11 protein-coding genes are annotated in these 17,911 nt (G+C 70.0%); 9 read left to right on the top strand and 2 right to left on the bottom strand.

Annotation, left to right across the window (positions count from 1 at the left end; all coding sequences use genetic code 11):
* Positions 1–376: 376 nt before the first annotated feature.
* The gene (locus ABZ904_RS21350; protein ID WP_359393572.1) at positions 377–832 is read right to left on the bottom strand and encodes a DUF1003 domain-containing protein; all 456 of its coding nucleotides are present in this window, start codon (positions 830–832) and stop codon (positions 377–379) included.
* A gap of 654 nt (positions 833–1,486) precedes the next feature.
* On the opposite strand from ABZ904_RS21350, the gene ABZ904_RS21345 reads away from it, so the two are divergent.
* Entirely contained in the window at positions 1,487–2,101 is a 615-nt protein-coding gene (locus ABZ904_RS21345; RefSeq protein WP_361825048.1) for a hypothetical protein, read from the top strand.
* 109 nt (positions 2,102–2,210) lie between these two features.
* On the opposite strand, the gene ABZ904_RS21340 is transcribed toward ABZ904_RS21345, so the two are convergent.
* The gene (locus ABZ904_RS21340; protein ID WP_361825046.1) at positions 2,211–6,059 is read right to left on the bottom strand and encodes a S8 family peptidase; all 3,849 of its coding nucleotides are present in this window, start codon (positions 6,057–6,059) and stop codon (positions 2,211–2,213) included.
* A gap of 1,174 nt (positions 6,060–7,233) precedes the next feature.
* Here ABZ904_RS21340 and ABZ904_RS21335 point away from each other — a divergent pair.
* The 8 genes from ABZ904_RS21335 to dgoD all read left to right on the top strand — a co-directional run bounded on the left by ABZ904_RS21335 (position 7,234) and on the right by dgoD (position 17,907).
* A complete protein-coding gene (locus ABZ904_RS21335) occupies positions 7,234–9,345 on the top strand; it encodes a glycoside hydrolase family 27 protein (protein ID WP_361825044.1) in 2,112 nt (703 codons plus the stop codon).
* A gap of 260 nt (positions 9,346–9,605) precedes the next feature.
* The gene (locus ABZ904_RS21330) at positions 9,606–10,898 is read left to right on the top strand and encodes an extracellular solute-binding protein (protein WP_359393562.1); all 1,293 of its coding nucleotides are present in this window, start codon (positions 9,606–9,608) and stop codon (positions 10,896–10,898) included.
* A 2-nt stretch (positions 10,899–10,900) separates the two neighbouring features.
* Entirely contained in the window at positions 10,901–11,797 is an 897-nt protein-coding gene (locus ABZ904_RS21325) for a sugar ABC transporter permease (RefSeq protein ID WP_359393678.1), read from the top strand.
* Positions 11,797–12,711, top strand: a complete 915-nt coding sequence (locus ABZ904_RS21320; RefSeq protein WP_360998462.1) for a carbohydrate ABC transporter permease — start codon at positions 11,797–11,799, stop codon at positions 12,709–12,711. The genes ABZ904_RS21325 and ABZ904_RS21320 overlap by 1 nt, the downstream gene beginning before the upstream one ends.
* Positions 12,708–14,819 carry an alpha-galactosidase gene (locus ABZ904_RS21315; protein WP_361825042.1) on the top strand — a complete coding sequence of 704 codons (2,112 nt, stop codon included), beginning with the start codon at positions 12,708–12,710 and terminating at the stop codon, positions 14,817–14,819. Before ABZ904_RS21320 ends, ABZ904_RS21315 begins: the two co-directional genes overlap by 4 nt.
* A gap of 56 nt (positions 14,820–14,875) precedes the next feature.
* The gene (locus ABZ904_RS21310) at positions 14,876–15,634 is read left to right on the top strand and encodes an SDR family oxidoreductase (protein ID WP_361825040.1); all 759 of its coding nucleotides are present in this window, start codon (positions 14,876–14,878) and stop codon (positions 15,632–15,634) included.
* Between the two features lie 49 nt (positions 15,635–15,683).
* Positions 15,684–16,445, top strand: a complete 762-nt coding sequence (locus ABZ904_RS21305) for a FadR/GntR family transcriptional regulator (protein WP_361825038.1) — start codon at positions 15,684–15,686, stop codon at positions 16,443–16,445.
* A 316-nt stretch (positions 16,446–16,761) separates the two neighbouring features.
* The gene (gene dgoD / locus ABZ904_RS21300; protein WP_361825036.1) at positions 16,762–17,907 is read left to right on the top strand and encodes a galactonate dehydratase; all 1,146 of its coding nucleotides are present in this window, start codon (positions 16,762–16,764) and stop codon (positions 17,905–17,907) included.
* Positions 17,908–17,911: the final 4 nt, after the last annotated feature.

The raw sequence follows: 17,911 nt of genomic DNA, 5'->3' as shown, positions 1-17,911 counted from the left end.
CACGCCGACGCGGAAAAGTTTGCGCGTATCTCAGCGTGCTGTGAGGGCATTCTCACAGTGCCGTGGCAGCTGGTGACCCGCACTCAACCCAGGTCGCTGTCGGTCGAGTTGCTGCCGCCGTCCTGGCGCAGCTCTAGGTATGCCCGGGGCTGGTCCTGGCATCGGCCGGACTGGGGGAGGCCTCCGCGGCGGGTCCGTTGTCGCCCGCGCGGTCGTTACAGATGCGTATCCGCCCCCGCCAGTCCGTGCCCCGGTGGTCGTGGCCGATGGCCTTTCCCTGAGTGGTGTGAGCGATCAAGTCAGTGAGTGCGTCGGCTCCGGGCCCGCATGAAGCCGTCCCGGCGCGTCGTCGGCGCAGCCGGTCTCCAGGCAACGTTCACAGGGCCTCTGGGTCCACCGGCTGTACCCCGGACCCCGGGTCCATCGCACTCTTGCTCTGCTGGATGATCTCCTGGACGTGACGCTCGATCTCATCCGGATTCAGGCCGAGTGCCTTGCCCGTGTGCACCGCCCAGACTTCGGCTCGAAGATTGGTCTCGAAATCCAGATCGGCCCGCACCTTCTCTCTTGCGGCTTGCCGATTCTGGCTCACCATCACGAACGTGGACAGGAAGATGGCCTCCAGGCTCACGATCGTGGTGAGCAGCCCGAACGGATAGGGGTCGAAGACCGCTGACGAGCCGAACAGCCCGAGGTTGAGAGCGATCCACACCGCAAACCAGACGGCATGGACGTAGACGAACCCCATCGTGCCCGCGAGGGCGGTGATCGCGTCGGCGAACCGGTCCTGCGACGTGCGCATCCTGGCGAGCACCAGCTGCTCGTGACGCAAGCTGGGGTCGAGGCGATGAGCAGCGCCGGGAGCGGAGCTCGATCGGAAGGCGCGGTCTCCGGAGTGTGCGGTCATTGCGTCAGCCGTTGTCAGCCTTCCCGTATCGAAATGGCGGGGCAGCCTGCGGGGCGCGCGGGTGGGCCCGCTCCACCAGTTCGTGGTAGCCGAAACACGGCCCCGAGCGGCGGTGCGGAGGGATTCCGGGGTGACCGGGAAGACGTTCGACGAGGACCGTCATCCGCGCAGCACCCCCGGGGATGAAGGGCGGGTTGGTGTTCTGCACCATCCTGGGTCCGAACGTCGCCGGACTCTCCTGCTCGGCAGTCCTGTCCACTGAGTCGCTCTCCGACACTGTGCTGCACCTCCGTAGGGCTGCCCCGGAACGAACGATCTCGCATCGCCCACCGCCTTTGGGCCGGCGTACCGACCTCTCGTTCGGCGGTGACCGCGTTCGTCGATTCCGGGTTCACACGACTTGCGTCGTAGTGAAGACAGGGCAGGGCCCGTATCTGTGACGCGCCCTGCGCCGTCTGCCTCGCGCGGCACGGAAGAAGAGACAGGGCTGGACAACCTGGAGCCGCTCTGCCAGTGGCACGACAACGGCGAGAAGACATTCCCTGTCGCCCTGCGGCTTTCACGGGGCCCGGTCAGTCGGTGCTCGCCCGCACCGAAGGGCAGGCGTGGCTGCGCGTGCCCGAAGCAAGATCGTTCTGGAAGGATACCGACGTGGGGAACACACGTGCGTGGCCCGTGTTGCGGACTGCGGACTTGGCTGAGGCGTTGAGCCTCGCGCAGCGGTTGCTGTCGGTCGCGTCCTGGTACGAGCCGAGCGGCTGCTACCTGGATGCCTGGGCGCGCAACGATGATGACCTGCGGCGTTTGACTGACGCCTTCCCGGGAGTGAACGTCACGTCGTACGGAACGGACGGTGCCGACTTGCCGGCGAGCGTGTACCTGGGCGCCGGGACCTTCGCGCAAGTGCGCGAGGCTCTGGGGACCTGGGCGGACATCACCCGGTGTTATGTCCTCTGGCACAACCTGAGGTGGCCTTCGGTGCCTGACCTCGGGCTGGCAGAGGAGTACAAATACGCCGAGTTGCAGGTCGCGTGCAACAGCCACGACATCCACTGTGAAGAGTGGGCAGCCGAGCACACTGTCTTCGTCCATACACGCCCAGGGGACGATGAGCGGGTCGCTTGGTTGGCGGCACAGGTCGACGCCCGAGTTCGGGTGGTAGCCCGACGAACGGACCGACTCTCCGCCTGGTGAGGCCAAGCCCTTCGGCCGGGCCGCATGGCACGGCGGGTGCCAAGGCCTCAAGGGCCCTGGCACCCGCCGTGGCTAAGCCGTGTCAGTCCGCGTCAGCGATCCCGGCGGCTCATGCGGTCCCGTGGTGCAGGTAGGCGCGGTTCACGGTCTGCTGGACGCTGTTGCCGGCGGCGTCCGTGGCGGTGACCCGCAGCGTCACGTAGGCGTCGCCGTGCACGCTCGACGGGCGCGTCACAGTGGCGGTGAACTGCCCGTCACCCCCGTGCCGCGCGGTGCGCGCGGTGGTCCAGCTCTTCCCGTCGTCGTACGACGCCTCGACCTTGAGCGTCACCCCGCGGGGCGTTGTCATGCCGTCCTGCATGCGGACGGTCAGGCCGAGGGCGTGCGTGCGCGCCGGGCCGACCGCGTTCTGTGCGTCGACCGGTACGTTGTAGTCGACCTGGAGCAGCGGCAGCAGGGTCGCTTCGGCCTCGGTGTCCGAGCGGAACGTCCAGGACGTGTCGGTGTGGGTGCCGAAGTGCCAGTCGTCCGAGACGCGGGCGGTGGTCAGGTCGAGCCGGTATTCGGCGTCGCCCGCGGGGACCTCGAAGTTGCCCCACGCACCGTTGTCGGACGTGGCGATCTGCTTCCCGTTCCGGTACAGCACTGCCTTGGCCGTGTCGTCCACGAAGGCTGTGCGGACGCCGCCGCCGATTCCGCCGAAGGGGTCGCTCTCCGCGAACGACCAGTGGCCGGCGCCGGAGTCGTTGAATTCCGGAACGTACACCGACAGGGTGTCACCGTTGCGCACCGATGGCAGGCCCTTACCGCTCGGGATCGACGGGCGGACCACTGCTCCGAACCACCGCTCCGTGGCGCTCTGGCCGGGCTGGTAGGTGTGCGGGGCGTCGTGCATGCCGGCCCCCAGCGGGAGGTCGGGGTCGAAGACGACGTTGTGGTGCACGATGTGCTGCCACAGCGTGTCTCCGGCGCTCACGTACTCGACGCGTTCCTGTCCCACCGGAACGTAGCGGCTGTTCTGGTCCCATGCGGTGTCCTGGTACGGCCGCCACGCGAAACGCTGCTCGCTCGCCCAGTCCGTGGCACCGGTGCGGGTGTACGTACTGCGGACCTCCGCGCTGTTGCGATCCGAGACGGTGTAGATCACCTGCTTGGGAATGGAGCCCTTCGAAACCTGCATCACGTCGTACAGGTACGGACTGCGGACCGTGCCGGAGAACTCCACCTTCGTGGCGCCCTTCGCCATGCGCTCCACCAGAGCCGTCCCGTTCTTCCAGGACGTCTGCATGGTGGGCAGGGCCATCCGGTCACCGTTCGGCTGCCACCGGGTCCAGTCGGAGAAACCCTCGGGATTCGCGATCAGCAGCGCCTTGGCGCCCGCTGCCGCCGCGGCCTTCGCAAGCCCGTCGTAGTCCCAGGGCGTGGAGTTGTCGTTCCGTACGACGGCCAGCTTGCCGCGCGCCCCGCTGAAGTCGGGAGCCGCCGCCATGCCGGCGTCGAAGGCGGTCAGCCGCGCACCCTCGTCCCCGAAGACCGGGGAGCGACTCTCGTAGTACGGGGTGAACTCCTGTGAACCGCCGGAGACGTTCGCCCGCAGTTGCGGGGCCGTCATCTGCCACCGTGAGGAGAACTCGAAGGAACCGTCGGTGACCGGAGCCGTGGGGCTGACATAGAGCCGCTTGACGGTGTCGAAGAACATGGCGCCCTGGAGCAGGCCATGACCGTCGATCTGGCGGTAGAAGTTGGTGTTGAGAACGCCGTGCTGCTCGGCGGGGCGCGGCGTGCGGATCTTCACCTCGGTGGCCTTTGAGGCGTCCAGGGTCACCGTCATGTCCTTGGTGACCTTCACCTCGGGGTCGACGATCTGGCCGACCTCTTCGCCGTCATCGGTCCGGTCGTAGAAACCGGCGTTGACGTTGTACGTGCCCTCTTCCACGACGGCGACTCCCGCGTCGCGGTCCGTGTAGTCCACGAACCCGTCGGGGCCCCAGATGGTCGGCAGCGAGCCAGGCACGACCTTGCCGTTGCGGTCGCGGTAGACCACGGTCAGCCGGTGCTGGGGGGCGTGCACCACGAGGGAGACGGTGGTGTGGGCGAGCACGGTGCCGTCGGCGGACTTCGCGGTGATGTATCCGTAGAACTTGCCGCGGACCGCGTGGGTCGCGTCGGTGTGCAGCGGCACGTCGGCGGTGGCACCGGGGGCCAGTTGCACGGTGCTGGAGTCGAGGCCGACCACACCGTCGGGGATCGACTTCCCGGTGTCGGTGGCCATGTTGACGGCCAGGGAGAGGGTGAGCGGGTGATCGCCGGTGTTGGTGTAGTGAAGGGTGGTCGCCTGCGGCTGCCCCTGCGTGCCACCGGTGGTCAGCGGGGCGAGGGTGACCGAGCCGGTGGCCGTGATCGGGCCCATGGCCGCGGCCACGTCGATGCGACCGCCGCCCTGCTCGGTCACCTTGGTGCCCGGCACCGTGTGCGCGGTGCTGATCAGGGTGTCCTTGAGCTGCTGGGCGCTCCAGTCCGGGTGCTGCTGGGCCAGCAGCGCGGCGGCGCCGGCGACGTGCGGGGTGGCCATGGAGGTCCCGGACAGCGCCACGTAGTTGGCGTCGATCGGGTCGCCCAGGGTGGTGCCGGCCGCGCGGGCGGCGACGATGCCCACGCCGGGGGCGGTCACGTCGGGCTTGACCGCGCCGTCGCCGAAGCGCGGGCCACGGCTGGAGAAGGAGGCCAGGGAGTCGTCGCGGTCGACGGCGCCCACGGTCAGCGCGGCATCGGCTGCGCCTGGTGTGCCGACGGTGTACTGGCCCGGGCCCGAGTTGCCCGCCGCGACGACGAAGAGCGTGCCGGTGGAGGCGGTCAGGTTGTCGACGGCCTGGCTGAGCGGGTCGGTGCCGTCGGTCTGCTCGTCCGCCCCGAGGCTCATGTTGACGACTTTGGCGTGCTCGGCGGTCGCCCACTCCATGCCGGCGATGATGCCCGACTCGTCGCCGTAGCCGTTGTCGTCCAGCACCTTGCCGATCAGCAGGTCGGCCTTGGGCGCGACACCGCGTCGGGTGCCGTTGGACGCGGCACCGGTTCCGCCGACGATCGAGGCGACATGCGTGCCGTGGCCGAAGTGGTCGTCGGTGTTCCCACTGCCGGAGAAGTCCTTGGCCTCCGCGATGCGGCCGGCGAGGTCGGGGTGATGGGCATCGACACCGGTGTCCAGCACGGCCACCTTGACGCCCTGGCCTTCGTAGCCGGCCTTCCAGGCGGTGGGGGCGTTGATCTGTGCGGTGCTCCGGTCCAGCAGGGCCTTGACCTTGCCGTCCAGCGAGATGCGCGGGGTGACCGTGGTGCGGGCGGTGTCCGACGCTCCACTGGGGTTGAGCGTCTTCCAGAACTTCCCCAGGTCGTGGCCGGAGACCCGCACCGACCGCGCGTGGATGCTGTCCAGTCGGCGGGAGGGCGTCGCCGCCGTGTTGAGCGCCACCAGCCGGTCGGCAGTGGCCGAGGCTGTCTTCGCTGCCTGTGCGGTGACCCTGGCCCCCTCCCGTGACGGTTCCGGCTGAGAGGAGACGATCAACGGCAGGGCGGCGGTGTGCGCCTCGTCGTAGCCCTCGGCGATCAGCGCCGTCACATTGAACAGCCGCCGGTCCAGGGTGCCGGCCGACACCAGCGCCTGGGCGTCGAACGGCATCACGATCAGCTGCTTGTCGTTCCCCTCCAGCGTCTGGAAGGGGATGTGCTCGCGCCCGGGTCCGGGCTGCACCGACGCGGTGTGCCGTCCCCCGGGCAGTGTGGTCACGGTCACCCGGTCACCGGTCACCAGTCGCACGGTCGCGGAGGTGGCCCCCGGCACGGCAGCGGGATGAGCGGGGGTCCCGGCGGCTGCCGACTGCCCCGCGAATACGGCTGGCACAGCTCCGGCGACCAGCAACAATCCCGTCGATATAGCCGCCGTTGGGCGGATTCTAGACATCAGTGAGACACCTCTCGTACAGCTGGAGGGGCAAAAGCTGTGCGAAAGCATCCGTTGATGATGCTCAACCTGTCACTGACCTCGGGTGTCGCAACTGCGACATGTTCCAACTGCGACACCGGTCGCCTGCGTGCTGCCGCATGCAGTCAGCACGACCGGGTTGTCATGAATCAGGTGCTTTTCTTCCCAGAGAGAGCCACGTGATGAGGATGAGTGCGACGGTGGATGACCCCACCAAGTGTGGTGACGGTCTGTCACTTGCCGAGAGTGCTTGAGGGGCGGGGGTGCGGCCCGGGTCGGCCAGGAACGCCTTCCCCAGCTCAGGTGCGGCCTCGGACCTGCACATCGCCCGGGTGACGGTCATCGCGAGCGGCAGGCCCTCGTCGTCGGCCGAGCGTGGCGGCTGTGCCGCCGCGGCGCCCGCCCATGGCGTATGAGGTGCTCATTCTCACAGGCCACCCCCTTCGCCGTCACAGAGGGCGAGGTCGTCCGGTCCTGGTAGATGCAGGTCGATTCCGAGCCGCCATGCCGGGTGATCGTCGACATCCCGCGCCCAGAGGGGGTCGGTCACCCCACTGCCAGGAGGAGAACCTTCATGAGTCCCCCCTTCATCGCGATCGCCTGTCACTCCGGCTATGACCATGCCGAGAGCGGCGACAACCTCCATACGCTTCAGTACTTCGCCGCTCCGGCGGCCGGGCGCAATCGCGGTGGGCTCGTGCAGCTCCACCGGCTCCGAGAGCGATCTCGACCGCTCCGGCATCTACCTGAGTGTGGGCAGACCGGCGGTCCCTCTCCATTGGCGACGCCGACGCCGGGCTCCGCCTCCGGCAGCGCGCCGGTGACCCGCCGGCGCAAGGGGTACGGCCGCCGGACAGCATCCCGTTGCGGTGCGGCCGCGGGCGCCGTACGCCGGAGAACCGTTGCCGCACGCGGCGGTTCGAGGCCGTCCGGTCCCAGGGCTGGGACATCGCCGTACCCATCGAGACCGTCCAGGGAGCAGTGGCTGCATCACTGCGCGATCCCGTTTTTAAGTTAATTAGCAATTAATATTGACAGGCTTCAGGGGCCTGGGCACAGTTTCGGCCGTGGCACCGGCGCCCGGTAGGACCGGAGTGCGGTGCCCCGTACCCCCAACTATCGGGAGACTTCAGTGGCTTCGCATCGTGCAGAGATGGCGCGTGTGCGGCGGACCGCGGCGGTGCTCGGCGCCGCGGTGCTGGTCGGGTCGGCGGTTCCGGCGGCACATGCCGCGGACGACCAAGGCGCGCCGCAGTACTACGACAGCGGCCTCGCACCCACGCCGTACATGGGATGGAACACCTACTACGGGCTCGGCGCCCCGACCGAGGACCAGGTCAAGAAGGTCGCCGACTACCTCGTCAGCAGCGGGCTGCGCGACAGCGGCTACAACATCGTCTGGCTGGACGGCGGTTGGCAGGCGGACCAGCCGCGTGACCCGGAGACGGGCCGGCTCGTGGCCAACCCCACGCGCTTCCCCTCCGGCATCCCCGCCCTGGTGACGTACCTTCACAACCGCGGCCTCAAGGCGGGCATCTACACCGACGCGGGTGAGTACGACGGCGGCAAGTGGTGCGGCCTCGGCAGCCGCGGCCACTACGAGCAGGACGCCCGCCAGTTCGCCGGCTGGAAGGTCGACGCCATCAAGGTCGACTTCCTCTGCGGCATCGGTGCGGGGATCGACCCGGGGCCGGCCTTCAAGGAGTTCAGCGCCGCCGTCGCCAAGTCCGGCCGGAAGATGCTGCTCAACCTGTGCAACCCGCTGACCGACGACTGGGGCATGCCGCACACCCCCGAGCAGGACGCGCACAACACCTTCGTCTACGGCCCGACGATCGCCGACTCCTGGCGCACCGGCACCGACCTCGCCTGGGGCAACCCGACCGCGGGGGAGTGGCCGAACATCCTGCGCAGCATGGACGCCAACGCCTGGCACCCCGAGGCGCAGGGCCCCGGGCACTGGAACGACCCGGACTACCTCATCCCGATGCGCAAGCTCGCCGAAGGCGGCTACGAGCTCAACGAGGAGGAGTCCACCACGCAGTTCGTGATGTGGGCCGAGATGGCCTCGCCGCTGGTCATCGGCAGTGATCCGCGCACACTGCCGCAGTCGATGCTCGACACGCTGCGCAACCCCGAGATCCTCGCCGTCGACCAGGACCCGCTGGGCATCCAGGGCGCCCGCGTGGCCACCGACTCCGTCGGCGACGTCTACAGCAAGGTGCTCCAGGGCGCGGGCAAGCGGGCGGTCGTCCTGCTCAACCGCTCCGACCAGGCGCAGGACCGCACGGTGAACTTCGCCGACGCCGGTCTTGCGGGCAAGGTCGCCGTCCGTGACCTGCGGGCCCGTACGTCGCGCGGTACCTTCACCGGCTCGTACACGGTGCGCGTCCCCGCGCACGGCACCGCGTTCCTCAAGCTGACCGGCACCGACGACGCCCCGGGTACGCAGCTGCCCGGTCGTTCCTCGGCGAGCCCGGCGCTGGTGCGCGACGGCGACGACCTGACCGTCTTCACCCGTGGCACGGACGGGTCCCTGCGCGCACAGACCGCGCGCGGCGGTGACTGGTCCAAGGCCCAGACCACCGACCTGGGCGGCCCGACGCACGGCCGTACCCTCGGGCAGCCCGCCGCGTACGCCTCGGCCGGCGGACGGATCGACGTCTTTGTGCGCGGCACCGACGACACCGCCTACCGGCGGGTGTACGCGAACGGGCACTGGGGTCGCTGGGAGAACCTGGGCGGCACGCTGACGGACGCGCCGACCGTCGCCTTCGCGGGCCCGGACGACTGGACGGTCTTCGCCCGCGGCGCGGACGGCAAGCTGTGGTCGCGCGGCCCGGCCTCCGGCTGGACCTCGCAGGGCGCCCCGCAGGACAAGGCGTTCTACGGCCGTCCGTCGAGCGTCGTGGACGACGCGGGCAGGCTGCACGTGGCCGTTCGCACCCCGGACGACTCGGTCTGGACGCGGACCCGCGACGCCTCCGGCGCCTGGTCCGACTGGACGGCTCTCGGCGGCACGATCAGTGGCAGCCCGACGCTGGTGGCCTCCGGCGACACGGTGCACCTGTATGCCCGTGCCGGTGACTACACGCTGTGGATGCGCAGCTGGACCGCGTCCGGCGACTGGGCCGGCTGGAGCAAGGACAACGACTTCGTCAGCGGTGCCTTCGACGGCGCGCTCGGGGCCGTGGCCGGGCCGGACGGCGGCGTGCTGGCCGCCTTCCGCGGAGTGGACGGCCGCGTCCACCAGACCGAACTCTGAACTTCGCGCGCCGACCCCCGCTCCACCTGGTTCGACCTGCGTCGATCCGCACCACCGCACCACCGCGTCACCCGGCATCACCCAGCAGCAACAGGTGAGCCTCAGGGTCTTCCCGGCCCTGAGGCTCACCTCCGGAAAATAAATTACTAATTAATCTTGACGGCGCCCTGACCCCTGCGACAGGCTGTGCCTGCCGCGCCCGGAGCCGGGCCGTCAGGGGGCCTCAAGCTCCGTCCCGTGGGCACCTAGGGAGTAGACAGATGACCGACTTCACCGCCACCCGCCGCAGATTCCTCATAGGAACGGGCGCAGTCGGCGCCGGCGCGCTGCTCAGCAGCTGCGTCACCAACAGCTCGTCCTCCTCCGGAGGAAAGTCCGGCGGACCCGTGACCCTGCAGTCCAACCTCTCCTCCCCGCAGGCCAAGACCGCCATGCAGCAGATCGTCGCCGCCTTCGACAAGCGCGGCGACACCAAGGCGCAGCTCAACACCGTCGCGTCGGAGACCTTCCGCACACAGCTGCCGACCTACCTCACGTCGGCCAACCCGCCGGACGTCTACACCTGGTACCCCGGTTCCGTCGCCGAGTCGTACGCCAAGAAGGACCTGCTCCTCAACCTCGACGACATCTGGACGAAGCCCGAGCTCTCCGGCTACTCCGACGCGTTGAAGAAGCTGTGCACCTCGGCCTCCAGCGGCAAGAAGGTCTTCGTGCCCACCAGCTACTACTGGTGGGGCATGTTCTACCGGAAGTCCAACTTCGCCAAGTGGGGCGTCCAGGAGCCCAAGACCTGGGACGAGTTCCTCGGCCTGTGCGACAAGCTCAAGAGCAAGGGCGTCGCCCCGATCGGCCTCGGCGCCGGCGGCGACACCCCGTGGGTCGCCTCGGCATGGTTCGATTACCTCAACATCCGCGTCAACGGTGCCACGTTCCACCGCGAACTCCTCGCGGGGAAGCACCGTTTCGACGGCCCCGAGGTCCGCAAGGTTTTCGACAAGTGGGACGAGGCCCGCCCGTACTTCGACCCCAACGGCACGGCGATCCCCTTCCAGGACGCCACCACCGCCCTCCTCCAAGGCCGCACCGGCATGATGCTCATCGGCACCTTCTTCGCCGACGCCGCGCCCAAGGACGCCCTGGGCGACCTGGACTTCTTCCAGTTCCCCATCATCGACCCGAAGGTGCCGGTCGCCGAAGAGGCGCCCACCGACGGCTACTTCGCCAGCGCTCGCAGCAAGCGCGCCGACGGCGTCAAGGAGTTGCTGCGCTACCTGGCCACCGCTGAGTCGCAGGAGCTGTACATCAAGAGCTCCTCGGGCACCGTGCTGCCCACCCACCCCGACGCCAAGGACGCCGGCACCCCGCTGGTCGCCAAGGGCCGCAAGCTCGTCGAGAGCGCCGCGGAGATCACCCAGTTCTTCAACCGCGACTCCAGCGACGCCCTCCAGCCGACCGCCGACACGGCGCTGGTGCACTACCTGGCGAAGCCCAAGGAGATCGGCTCCATCCTCACCACGTGGCAGCGCAGCGCACAGAAGATCTGGAGCCAGTGACAATGGCGCTGATCGGCTCCACACGACGGTCCAGGGCCACTCGGGTGCCCCCGGTGGTCCTGGCCTTCGTCCTCATCCCGCTGCTCGCCGAGGCGTTCTGGGTCTTCTGGCCGGCCCTCCAGGGCTTCTACCTCTCCCTGACGTCCTGGGACGGCCTGGGGTCCGCGAAGTTCGTCGGCCTCGGCAACTACAGCGAGATGGTGCACGACTCGGTCTTCCGCACCGCCGCGATCAACACGGTGCTGTGGCTGCTGCTCTTCGGCGGGCTCTCCGCCGCCCTCGGGCTCGGTGCCGCGATGCTGCTCCAGAAGGAGCGGCGCGGCATCGGGTTCTACCGGGCGGCGCTCTTCCTGCCAGTGGTCTTCTCGCTGGTGGCGACCGCGCTGGTGTGGCAGGCCATGTACCAGCCGGACGGCATGATCAACAACATGCTGGAGGCCATCGGTCTCGGCGGCTGGAAGCACGCCTGGCTCGCCGACCAGGACACCGCCTTCTACGCGGTGATCGTGCCCGCACTGTGGCGCCAGGTCGGCTATGTGATGGTGCTGTACCTGGCCGGCCTCAAGGGCATCGACCCCGTCCTCTACGAGGCGGCCAAGGTCGACGGCGCCACCCGCTGGCAGCAGTTCCGGTACGTCACACTGCCGCAGCTTCGCAGCGTCAACGCGGTGGTCCTGTCGGTCATCATCATCGACTCGCTGCGCTCGTTCGATGTGGTGTGGGCGCTCACCCGCGGCGGCCCCTACCACTCCTCCGAACTGCTGAGCACCTATATGTACTCCACCGCGTTCCAGTCCCTGCGCCTGGGATACGGCTCCGCGCTCGCCGTAGTCATCTTCGTGCTGGCCTTCGGCGTCATCGTGAGCTACCTCGTGCGCGCCTTCCGAGAGGCCGACTGATGACCGCCACCCACGCCACCAGGCACACCGAGGACATCGAGGGGCACGCCGGCCCCGCCGAACTCGCGTCGCCCCGCCGCCCCGTCCTGGACGGCCGCAAGCTGCGCACCGCCGGCTTCCACCTCACCGCGAGCCTGCTGTCCGCGCTGTGGCTGCTGCCGATCGCCCTCGTACTGGTCACCAGCACCCGGACCTTCGACGACATCGCCGCGCATGGCGTCGGGAGCTGGCCGCACTCGTTCACCTTCGACAGCTTCCGCCAGGCGTGGGTGGACGGAGGCCAGCAGCGCGCCCTCATCAACAGCCTGGTGGTCACCATCCCCACCGTGCTGCTCTCGCTCGGCCTCGCCTCCATGGCCGCCTTCGCGCTCAGCCGCTACGAGCTGCCCTTCCGGCGCGGCCTGCTGCTGCTCATGCTCGGCGGCAACCTGCTGCCCCCGCAGATCCTGCTGATCCCGGTCGCCAAGGTCAGCGAAGCGCTCGGCATCTACGACCATTTGTACGCCCTGATCGGCGTGCAGGTCGGCTTCGGCGTCGGCTTCTACGTCTTCGTCCTGCACGGCTTCATGCGGGCGATCCCCAACGAGATCCAGCAGGCCGCCGTCATCGACGGGGCGGGCCCGTGGCAGATCTACTGCCGGATCATCCTGCCGCTGGCCCGCCCGGCACTGGCCGCGCTGACCGCGCTGTCGTTCACCTGGATCTTCAACGACCTGCTGTGGGCCATCACGGTGCTGCGCACCGACAGCCAGATGCCCATCACCGCCTCGCTGATCGGACTGCAGGGCCAGTACGTTTCCATGTGGAACGTGATCGCGGCCGGCTCGGTGATCGCCGCCGCCCCGACGGTGGCCGTCTTCCTCCGCTTCCAGCGCCACTTCGTGGCCGGACTGAACCTCGGAGCCGTGAAGTGACCGCGCACGACCGGTGGCTGCTGCGTACCGACACCACCACCTATGCCGTCACCCTCGGCGGCGACGGACGCTGGGCCGAGCTCGCCGCCTGGGGGCCGCACGGCGCCGAGGACGGGCCGTCGCCCTTGGACTGGTCGCACCGCACCCACTTCATCACCCCCGCAGACGCCGCCCCCGCGGAGTACATCCCGTACGGGCTGCGGCCGTTCACCGGCGCCGACCTTGTCGCCTCCCGCCCTGGCGGCGACCGCGGCAGCTGGTCGCGGTTCACCGGCGCCACCCAGGACGGCGAGCACGCGCTGCGCCTGGAGTTTGCCGACGACCTCCTCGGGCTGAGCACCGCGCTCTGCTACGAGACGGTGCCCGGCACCGACGTCGTCCTGCGCTGGACGGAGCTGACCTGCACGGGCGAGGACGAGGTGCGCCTGGAGCGCTTCGACTCCGCGGGCGTCAACGTGCCCGTCCAGGGCGGCGCGCGGCTCACGTACCTGGCCGGCCAGTGGTCGCAGGAGTTCCAGCTCAAGGACGTGGAACTGGAGCGCGGGCGCTTCGAGATGGAGAGCACCCAGGGCTCGGTGGGCCACGCCTACCACCCCTGGCTCGCCGTCCAGGACGCCGCCGCCCCTGCCGAGGGAGCCACCCCCACCTACGGCATCGCCCTGGAGTGGTCCGGCAACTGGCGGATCACCGCCGACGCCGAGCCCGGAGGCGCCGTACGGGTCCGCGCCGGGCGGGTGCCCCACGAGGGCGCCGTCCGCCTCGCGCCCGGTACCACCCTCGTCACGCCTCGCCTGGCCTGCGCCTTCAGCCCGGACGGTCTCGACGGCCTGGCCCGCGTCTGGCACCGCTATGAGCGGCACCTGACCGGCGAGCGTATCGACCGGCCCCGCAAGGTCCTCTACAACTCCTGGGAGGCCACCGGCTTCGACGTCGACGCCGCAGGCCAGCTGGAGCTCGCCAAGGTCGCCGCCGAACTGGGCACGGAACTCTTCGTCGTCGACGACGGCTGGTTCACCGGGCGTCCCGACGACACCGGCGGCCTCGGCGACTGGGACCCGGACCCGGCCGAATTCCCCGGCGGATTCGACCGGTTCATCGAGGACGTGCACGCCCTCGGCATGGACTTCGGCCTGTGGGTCGAGCCCGAAGGCATCAGCCCGCGCTCGAAGCTCTACGCCGAACACCCCGAGTGGATCTACCGGATCGACGGCCGCCCCGCCACGCTCGTGCGCAACCAGCTTCTGCTCGACCTCGGCCGCGAGGACGTCCAGGAGTTCGTCATCGGCACCCTCGACCGGCTGCTCGGCTCCCACGCCATCGGCTACCTCAAGTGGGACATGAACCGCCCGCCCACCGAGCGCGGCCGCCCCGGCCACCCGGCGGGCAGCGACCCGGAGCGGCAGGACCTCGATGCCGCACACGTCGCCGGCTACCTCCGCGTCCTGGACCATCTGCGCACCGCCCACCCCCATGTCACGGTCGAGGGCTGCGCGGGCGGCGGCGCCCGCGTCGAGCACGCCACGATCGCCCGCACCGACGTGGTGTGGCCCAGCGACAACACCGCGCCCATGGACCGGCTGCGCATCCAGTACGGCTACCTCCACGCGCACGCTCCGCACACCATGAGCTCCTGGGTCACCGACGCCCCCGGCGTCTTCGACCCCCGGCCGCGCTCGCTCGCCTTCCGCTTCGTCAACGCCATGGCGGGCGTGCTCGGCATCGGCGCCGACATCCGTCACTGGACGCCGGAACAGCGGGCCGAGGCCGCGCAGTGGATCGCCCGGTACAAGGAGATCCGAGACGTCGTCCACCACGGCGAGGTCCATCTGCTGAGCAGCCCCGCCGAGCCGACGTGCGGTGTCCAGTACGAGGAACCGGGCGGTGGCCGCGTGGTGGTGACGGCCTGGAACACCGGGCCGCTGGACGGCGCGCCCCTGGTGCCCGGACGGCCCGCCCGGCTGCGGCTGCGCGACCTCGCCCCGGACGCCGTCTACACCGACAACGCCACCGGCACCCGGTACAGCGGCGCGCATCTGCTCCACTCGGGGCTGCCGTTCGCCTGGACCGCCGAACACGACGCGGAGTTGACCGTTCTGGCCCGTCAGTGACGACAGCGGAAGAATCTGCACCCCACCGGCCTTTCGAACAGGAGAAGATCCACCCCATGAACCCAGCCGCCCGCTTCACCAACCGCGTCGCGGTCGTCACGGGCGCCGCGTCGGGCATCGGCGCGGCCACCGCGGCACGCCTCGCAGGAGAGGGCGCGGCCGTCGTCCTCGTCGACATCGCCGCCGAACGCGGCGAGGAGGCGGCCGAGCGGCTGCGCAAGGACGGAGCCCGGGCCCTCTTCGTCGCCGCCGACGTCGCGAGCGAGGCCGACTGGCAGCGGGTGATCACCGCCGCCCATGGCTTCGGGCCCGTGGGCGTCCTGGTCAGCAACGCGTACACGGTGGCGGTCGCGCCGACCCACGAGACCACCCTCGCCTCCTGGGAGCGGCAGCTCTCGGTCAACCTCACCGGTGCCTTCCTCGGCGTCAAGGCCGCCCTGCCGGACCTGCGTGAGCACGGCGGGGCCGTGGTGCTCGTCTCCTCCGTCCACGCGTACCGGGGCATCCCGGGCCACCCGGCGTACGCGGCGAGCAAAGGCGCACTGCTGTCGCTGTGCGGACAGCTCGCCGTCGAGTACGGCCCGGACGTCCGCGTCAACGCGGTGCTGCCGGGGCCGATCCTGACCGCCGCCTGGGACCGGGTGGCGCAGGCCGACCGTGAGCTCAGCGTCGCGGAGACCGCGGCCCGCCGCTTCGGCACCCCCGAGGAAGTCGCCGCCGCCGTCGCCTTCCTCGCTGCCGACGAAGCCTCCTACATCACCGGATCGAGCCTGCTCGTGGACGGCGGCTGGAGCGTCGCCAAGGCCTCCGCCTGACGGAACCGACCGCTACGGCCACCGACCGAACAGCAAGAAAGGCATAGACATGACGCCATACGCGCGCCGCGGAGTGCACGGCCAGACCGTGGAGACCCTCGCCCGCCGGGTACTCAGCGGCGAGATCCCCGAGGGTGCGACGCTCGACATGGCGGCCCTGCAGAGCGAGCTGGACGTCAGTCTGACCGCCCTGCGCGAGTCCTTGAAGGTGCTCGCGGCCAAGGGCATGGTCGACGCCCGGCAGAAGCGCGGGACCTTCGTCCGGCCCCGCTCGGACTGGAATCTGCTCGACGCCGATGTGCTGCGCTGGCAGTTCGCCGAGAGCAGCGGCACCGGCGCCGATCCCACACTGCTGCGCAACCTCGGCGAGGTCCGCGGCATCATCGAGCCCGCCGCCGTACGCCTGGCCGCGGACCGGCGCACCGACTCCGACCTCGAGGCGCTGGAGGCGGCACTGACCGCCATGAGCCAGGAGGGCGGCGCGAGCGACGCCGTCGAGGCCGACCTCGCCTTCCACCGGGCGCTTCTCGCAGCCACCCACAACGAACTGCTGGAACGCATGGAGATGGTCATCGAGTCGGGCCTGGCCCAGCGAGACCAACTCGTGCACAGCGCCCCGCACAGCGAGGACCCGGTGCCCAGCCACCGTGCCGTCCTCGACGCCGTGCGCGACCGGGACCCGGACGCCGCGGAACACGCCATGCGCGCCCTGCTCGACCAGGCGACGCGCGATCTGGACAAGGTCAGCGGTCCCGCCGCGCCCGAGGGCGCGGACGGTTCCTCCGAGGAGAAGGACGGTCAGGGACATTGAACCCTCCCTCCGCTGAAGCAGGGGGATTCCTGGCTCAGGCTGCCTGCGGGCCCAGCGGACCTACGGGTCTTACACCCTCAACACCAGCCGGGTCGGAACCTGCCCGGTTCGGTACTACAAGCAAAGGAGTTGCTGTGCCAGCCTGGCTCTCGCTCAGCACGGTGTGCGCGCTTGGTCCTCGCAACGCACACCGAGCAGCCTACCCGCTTGCGTGGACGGTCTTTCGCCCTGGAGGCGAAACCCCGTTGCCTGCCCTGCTCGGCAGGAGTCCGATTCCTCCCCAGCCTGAAGGCCAGGGCATCCTCGGAGGAACCAGGTGAAGATCGCGCGCGTCGAGACCTTTCTCATCCCGCCCCGCTGGCTGTTCTGCCGGATCGAGACCGACGACGGGGTCGTCGGCTGGGGCGAGCCGGTGGTCGAGGGCAGGGCCGAGGTGGTCCGGTCGGCCGTCGAGGTGTTCTCGGAGTACCTGGTGGGCCAGGACCCGCTGCGTATCCAGGACCACTGGCAGGTGCTGACCAAGGGCGGCTTCTACCGGGGCGGCCCGGTCCTCTCCAGCGCCGTCGCCGGCATCGACCAGGCCCTGTGGGACATCGCGGGTCGCGCCCTCGGAGTGCCGGTGCACACCCTGCTCGGCGGTCCGGTCCGCGACATGGTGCGGGTGTACGCCTGGGTCGGGGGTGACGAACCCGAACGACTCAAGGAGGAGGTCACCGCCCAGGTGGAAGCCGGCTTCACCGCCGTCAAGATGAACGCCGCCGGGCGCACCTCGCGGATCGGCAGCCCCGCCGAGACGGCTGCCGTCGTCGAGCGCGTCGCGGTCGCCCGCGAGGCCCTGGGCCCGCACCGCGATGTCGCCGTCGACTTCCACGGCCGCTTCAGCGCCGCCAACGCGCGGCGCGTGCTCCACGAGATAGCCCCGCTGCACCCGCTGTTCGTGGAGGAGCCGGTCCTGCCCGAGCAGGCGCACCTGCTCCCGGGACTGGTCGCCGCCTCGTCGGTGCCGCTCGCCACCGGTGAACGGCTTTACGGGCGGGCCGACTTCCTCCCCGCCCTGACCGCGGGCGTCGCCGTGGCGCAGCCGGACCTGTCGCACGCCGGCGGGATATCGGAGGTCACCCGGATCGCCTCCCTCGCCGAGACCTTCGGGGCCCACCTGGCTCCGCACTGCCCGCTCGGCCCCATCGCGCTGGCCGCCAGCCTCCAAGTCGCCTTCGCCACGCCCAACTTCCTGATCCAGGAGCAGAGCCGGGGCATCCACTACAACAAGGACGCCGACCTGCTGTCCTACCTGATCGACACTGAGCCCTTCCGCTTCGTCGACGGTCAGGCGCACCGCACAGGACTGCCTGGACTCGGCATCACCGTCGATGAGGACGCGGTGCGGGCCGCCGACCGGTCTGGCCACGCCTGGCGCAGTCCGGTCTGGCGGCACGCCGACGGCTCCTTCGCGGAATGGTGAGCGT

Source organism: Streptomyces sp. NPDC046900 (assembly GCF_040644975.1).
Classification (GTDB): Bacteria; Actinomycetota; Actinomycetes; order Streptomycetales; family Streptomycetaceae; genus Streptomyces.
This window is presented reverse-complemented; position numbering and strand designations above follow the sequence as displayed.

Excerpts from the sequence above, each read along its gene's own strand:
- ABZ904_RS21340 (WP_361825046.1), bottom strand. The coding sequence starts at position 6,059 with ATGTCTAGAATCCGCCCAACGGCGGCTATATCGACGGGATTGTTGCTG.
- ABZ904_RS21335 (WP_361825044.1), top strand. The coding sequence starts at position 7,234 with ATGGCGCGTGTGCGGCGGACCGCGGCGGTGCTCGGCGCCGCGGTGCTG.
- ABZ904_RS21330 (WP_359393562.1), top strand. The coding sequence starts at position 9,606 with ATGACCGACTTCACCGCCACCCGCCGCAGATTCCTCATAGGAACGGGC.
- ABZ904_RS21325 (WP_359393678.1), top strand. The coding sequence starts at position 10,901 with ATGGCGCTGATCGGCTCCACACGACGGTCCAGGGCCACTCGGGTGCCC.
- ABZ904_RS21320 (WP_360998462.1), top strand. The coding sequence starts at position 11,797 with ATGACCGCCACCCACGCCACCAGGCACACCGAGGACATCGAGGGGCAC.
- ABZ904_RS21310 (WP_361825040.1), top strand. The coding sequence starts at position 14,876 with ATGAACCCAGCCGCCCGCTTCACCAACCGCGTCGCGGTCGTCACGGGC.
- ABZ904_RS21305 (WP_361825038.1), top strand. The coding sequence starts at position 15,684 with ATGACGCCATACGCGCGCCGCGGAGTGCACGGCCAGACCGTGGAGACC.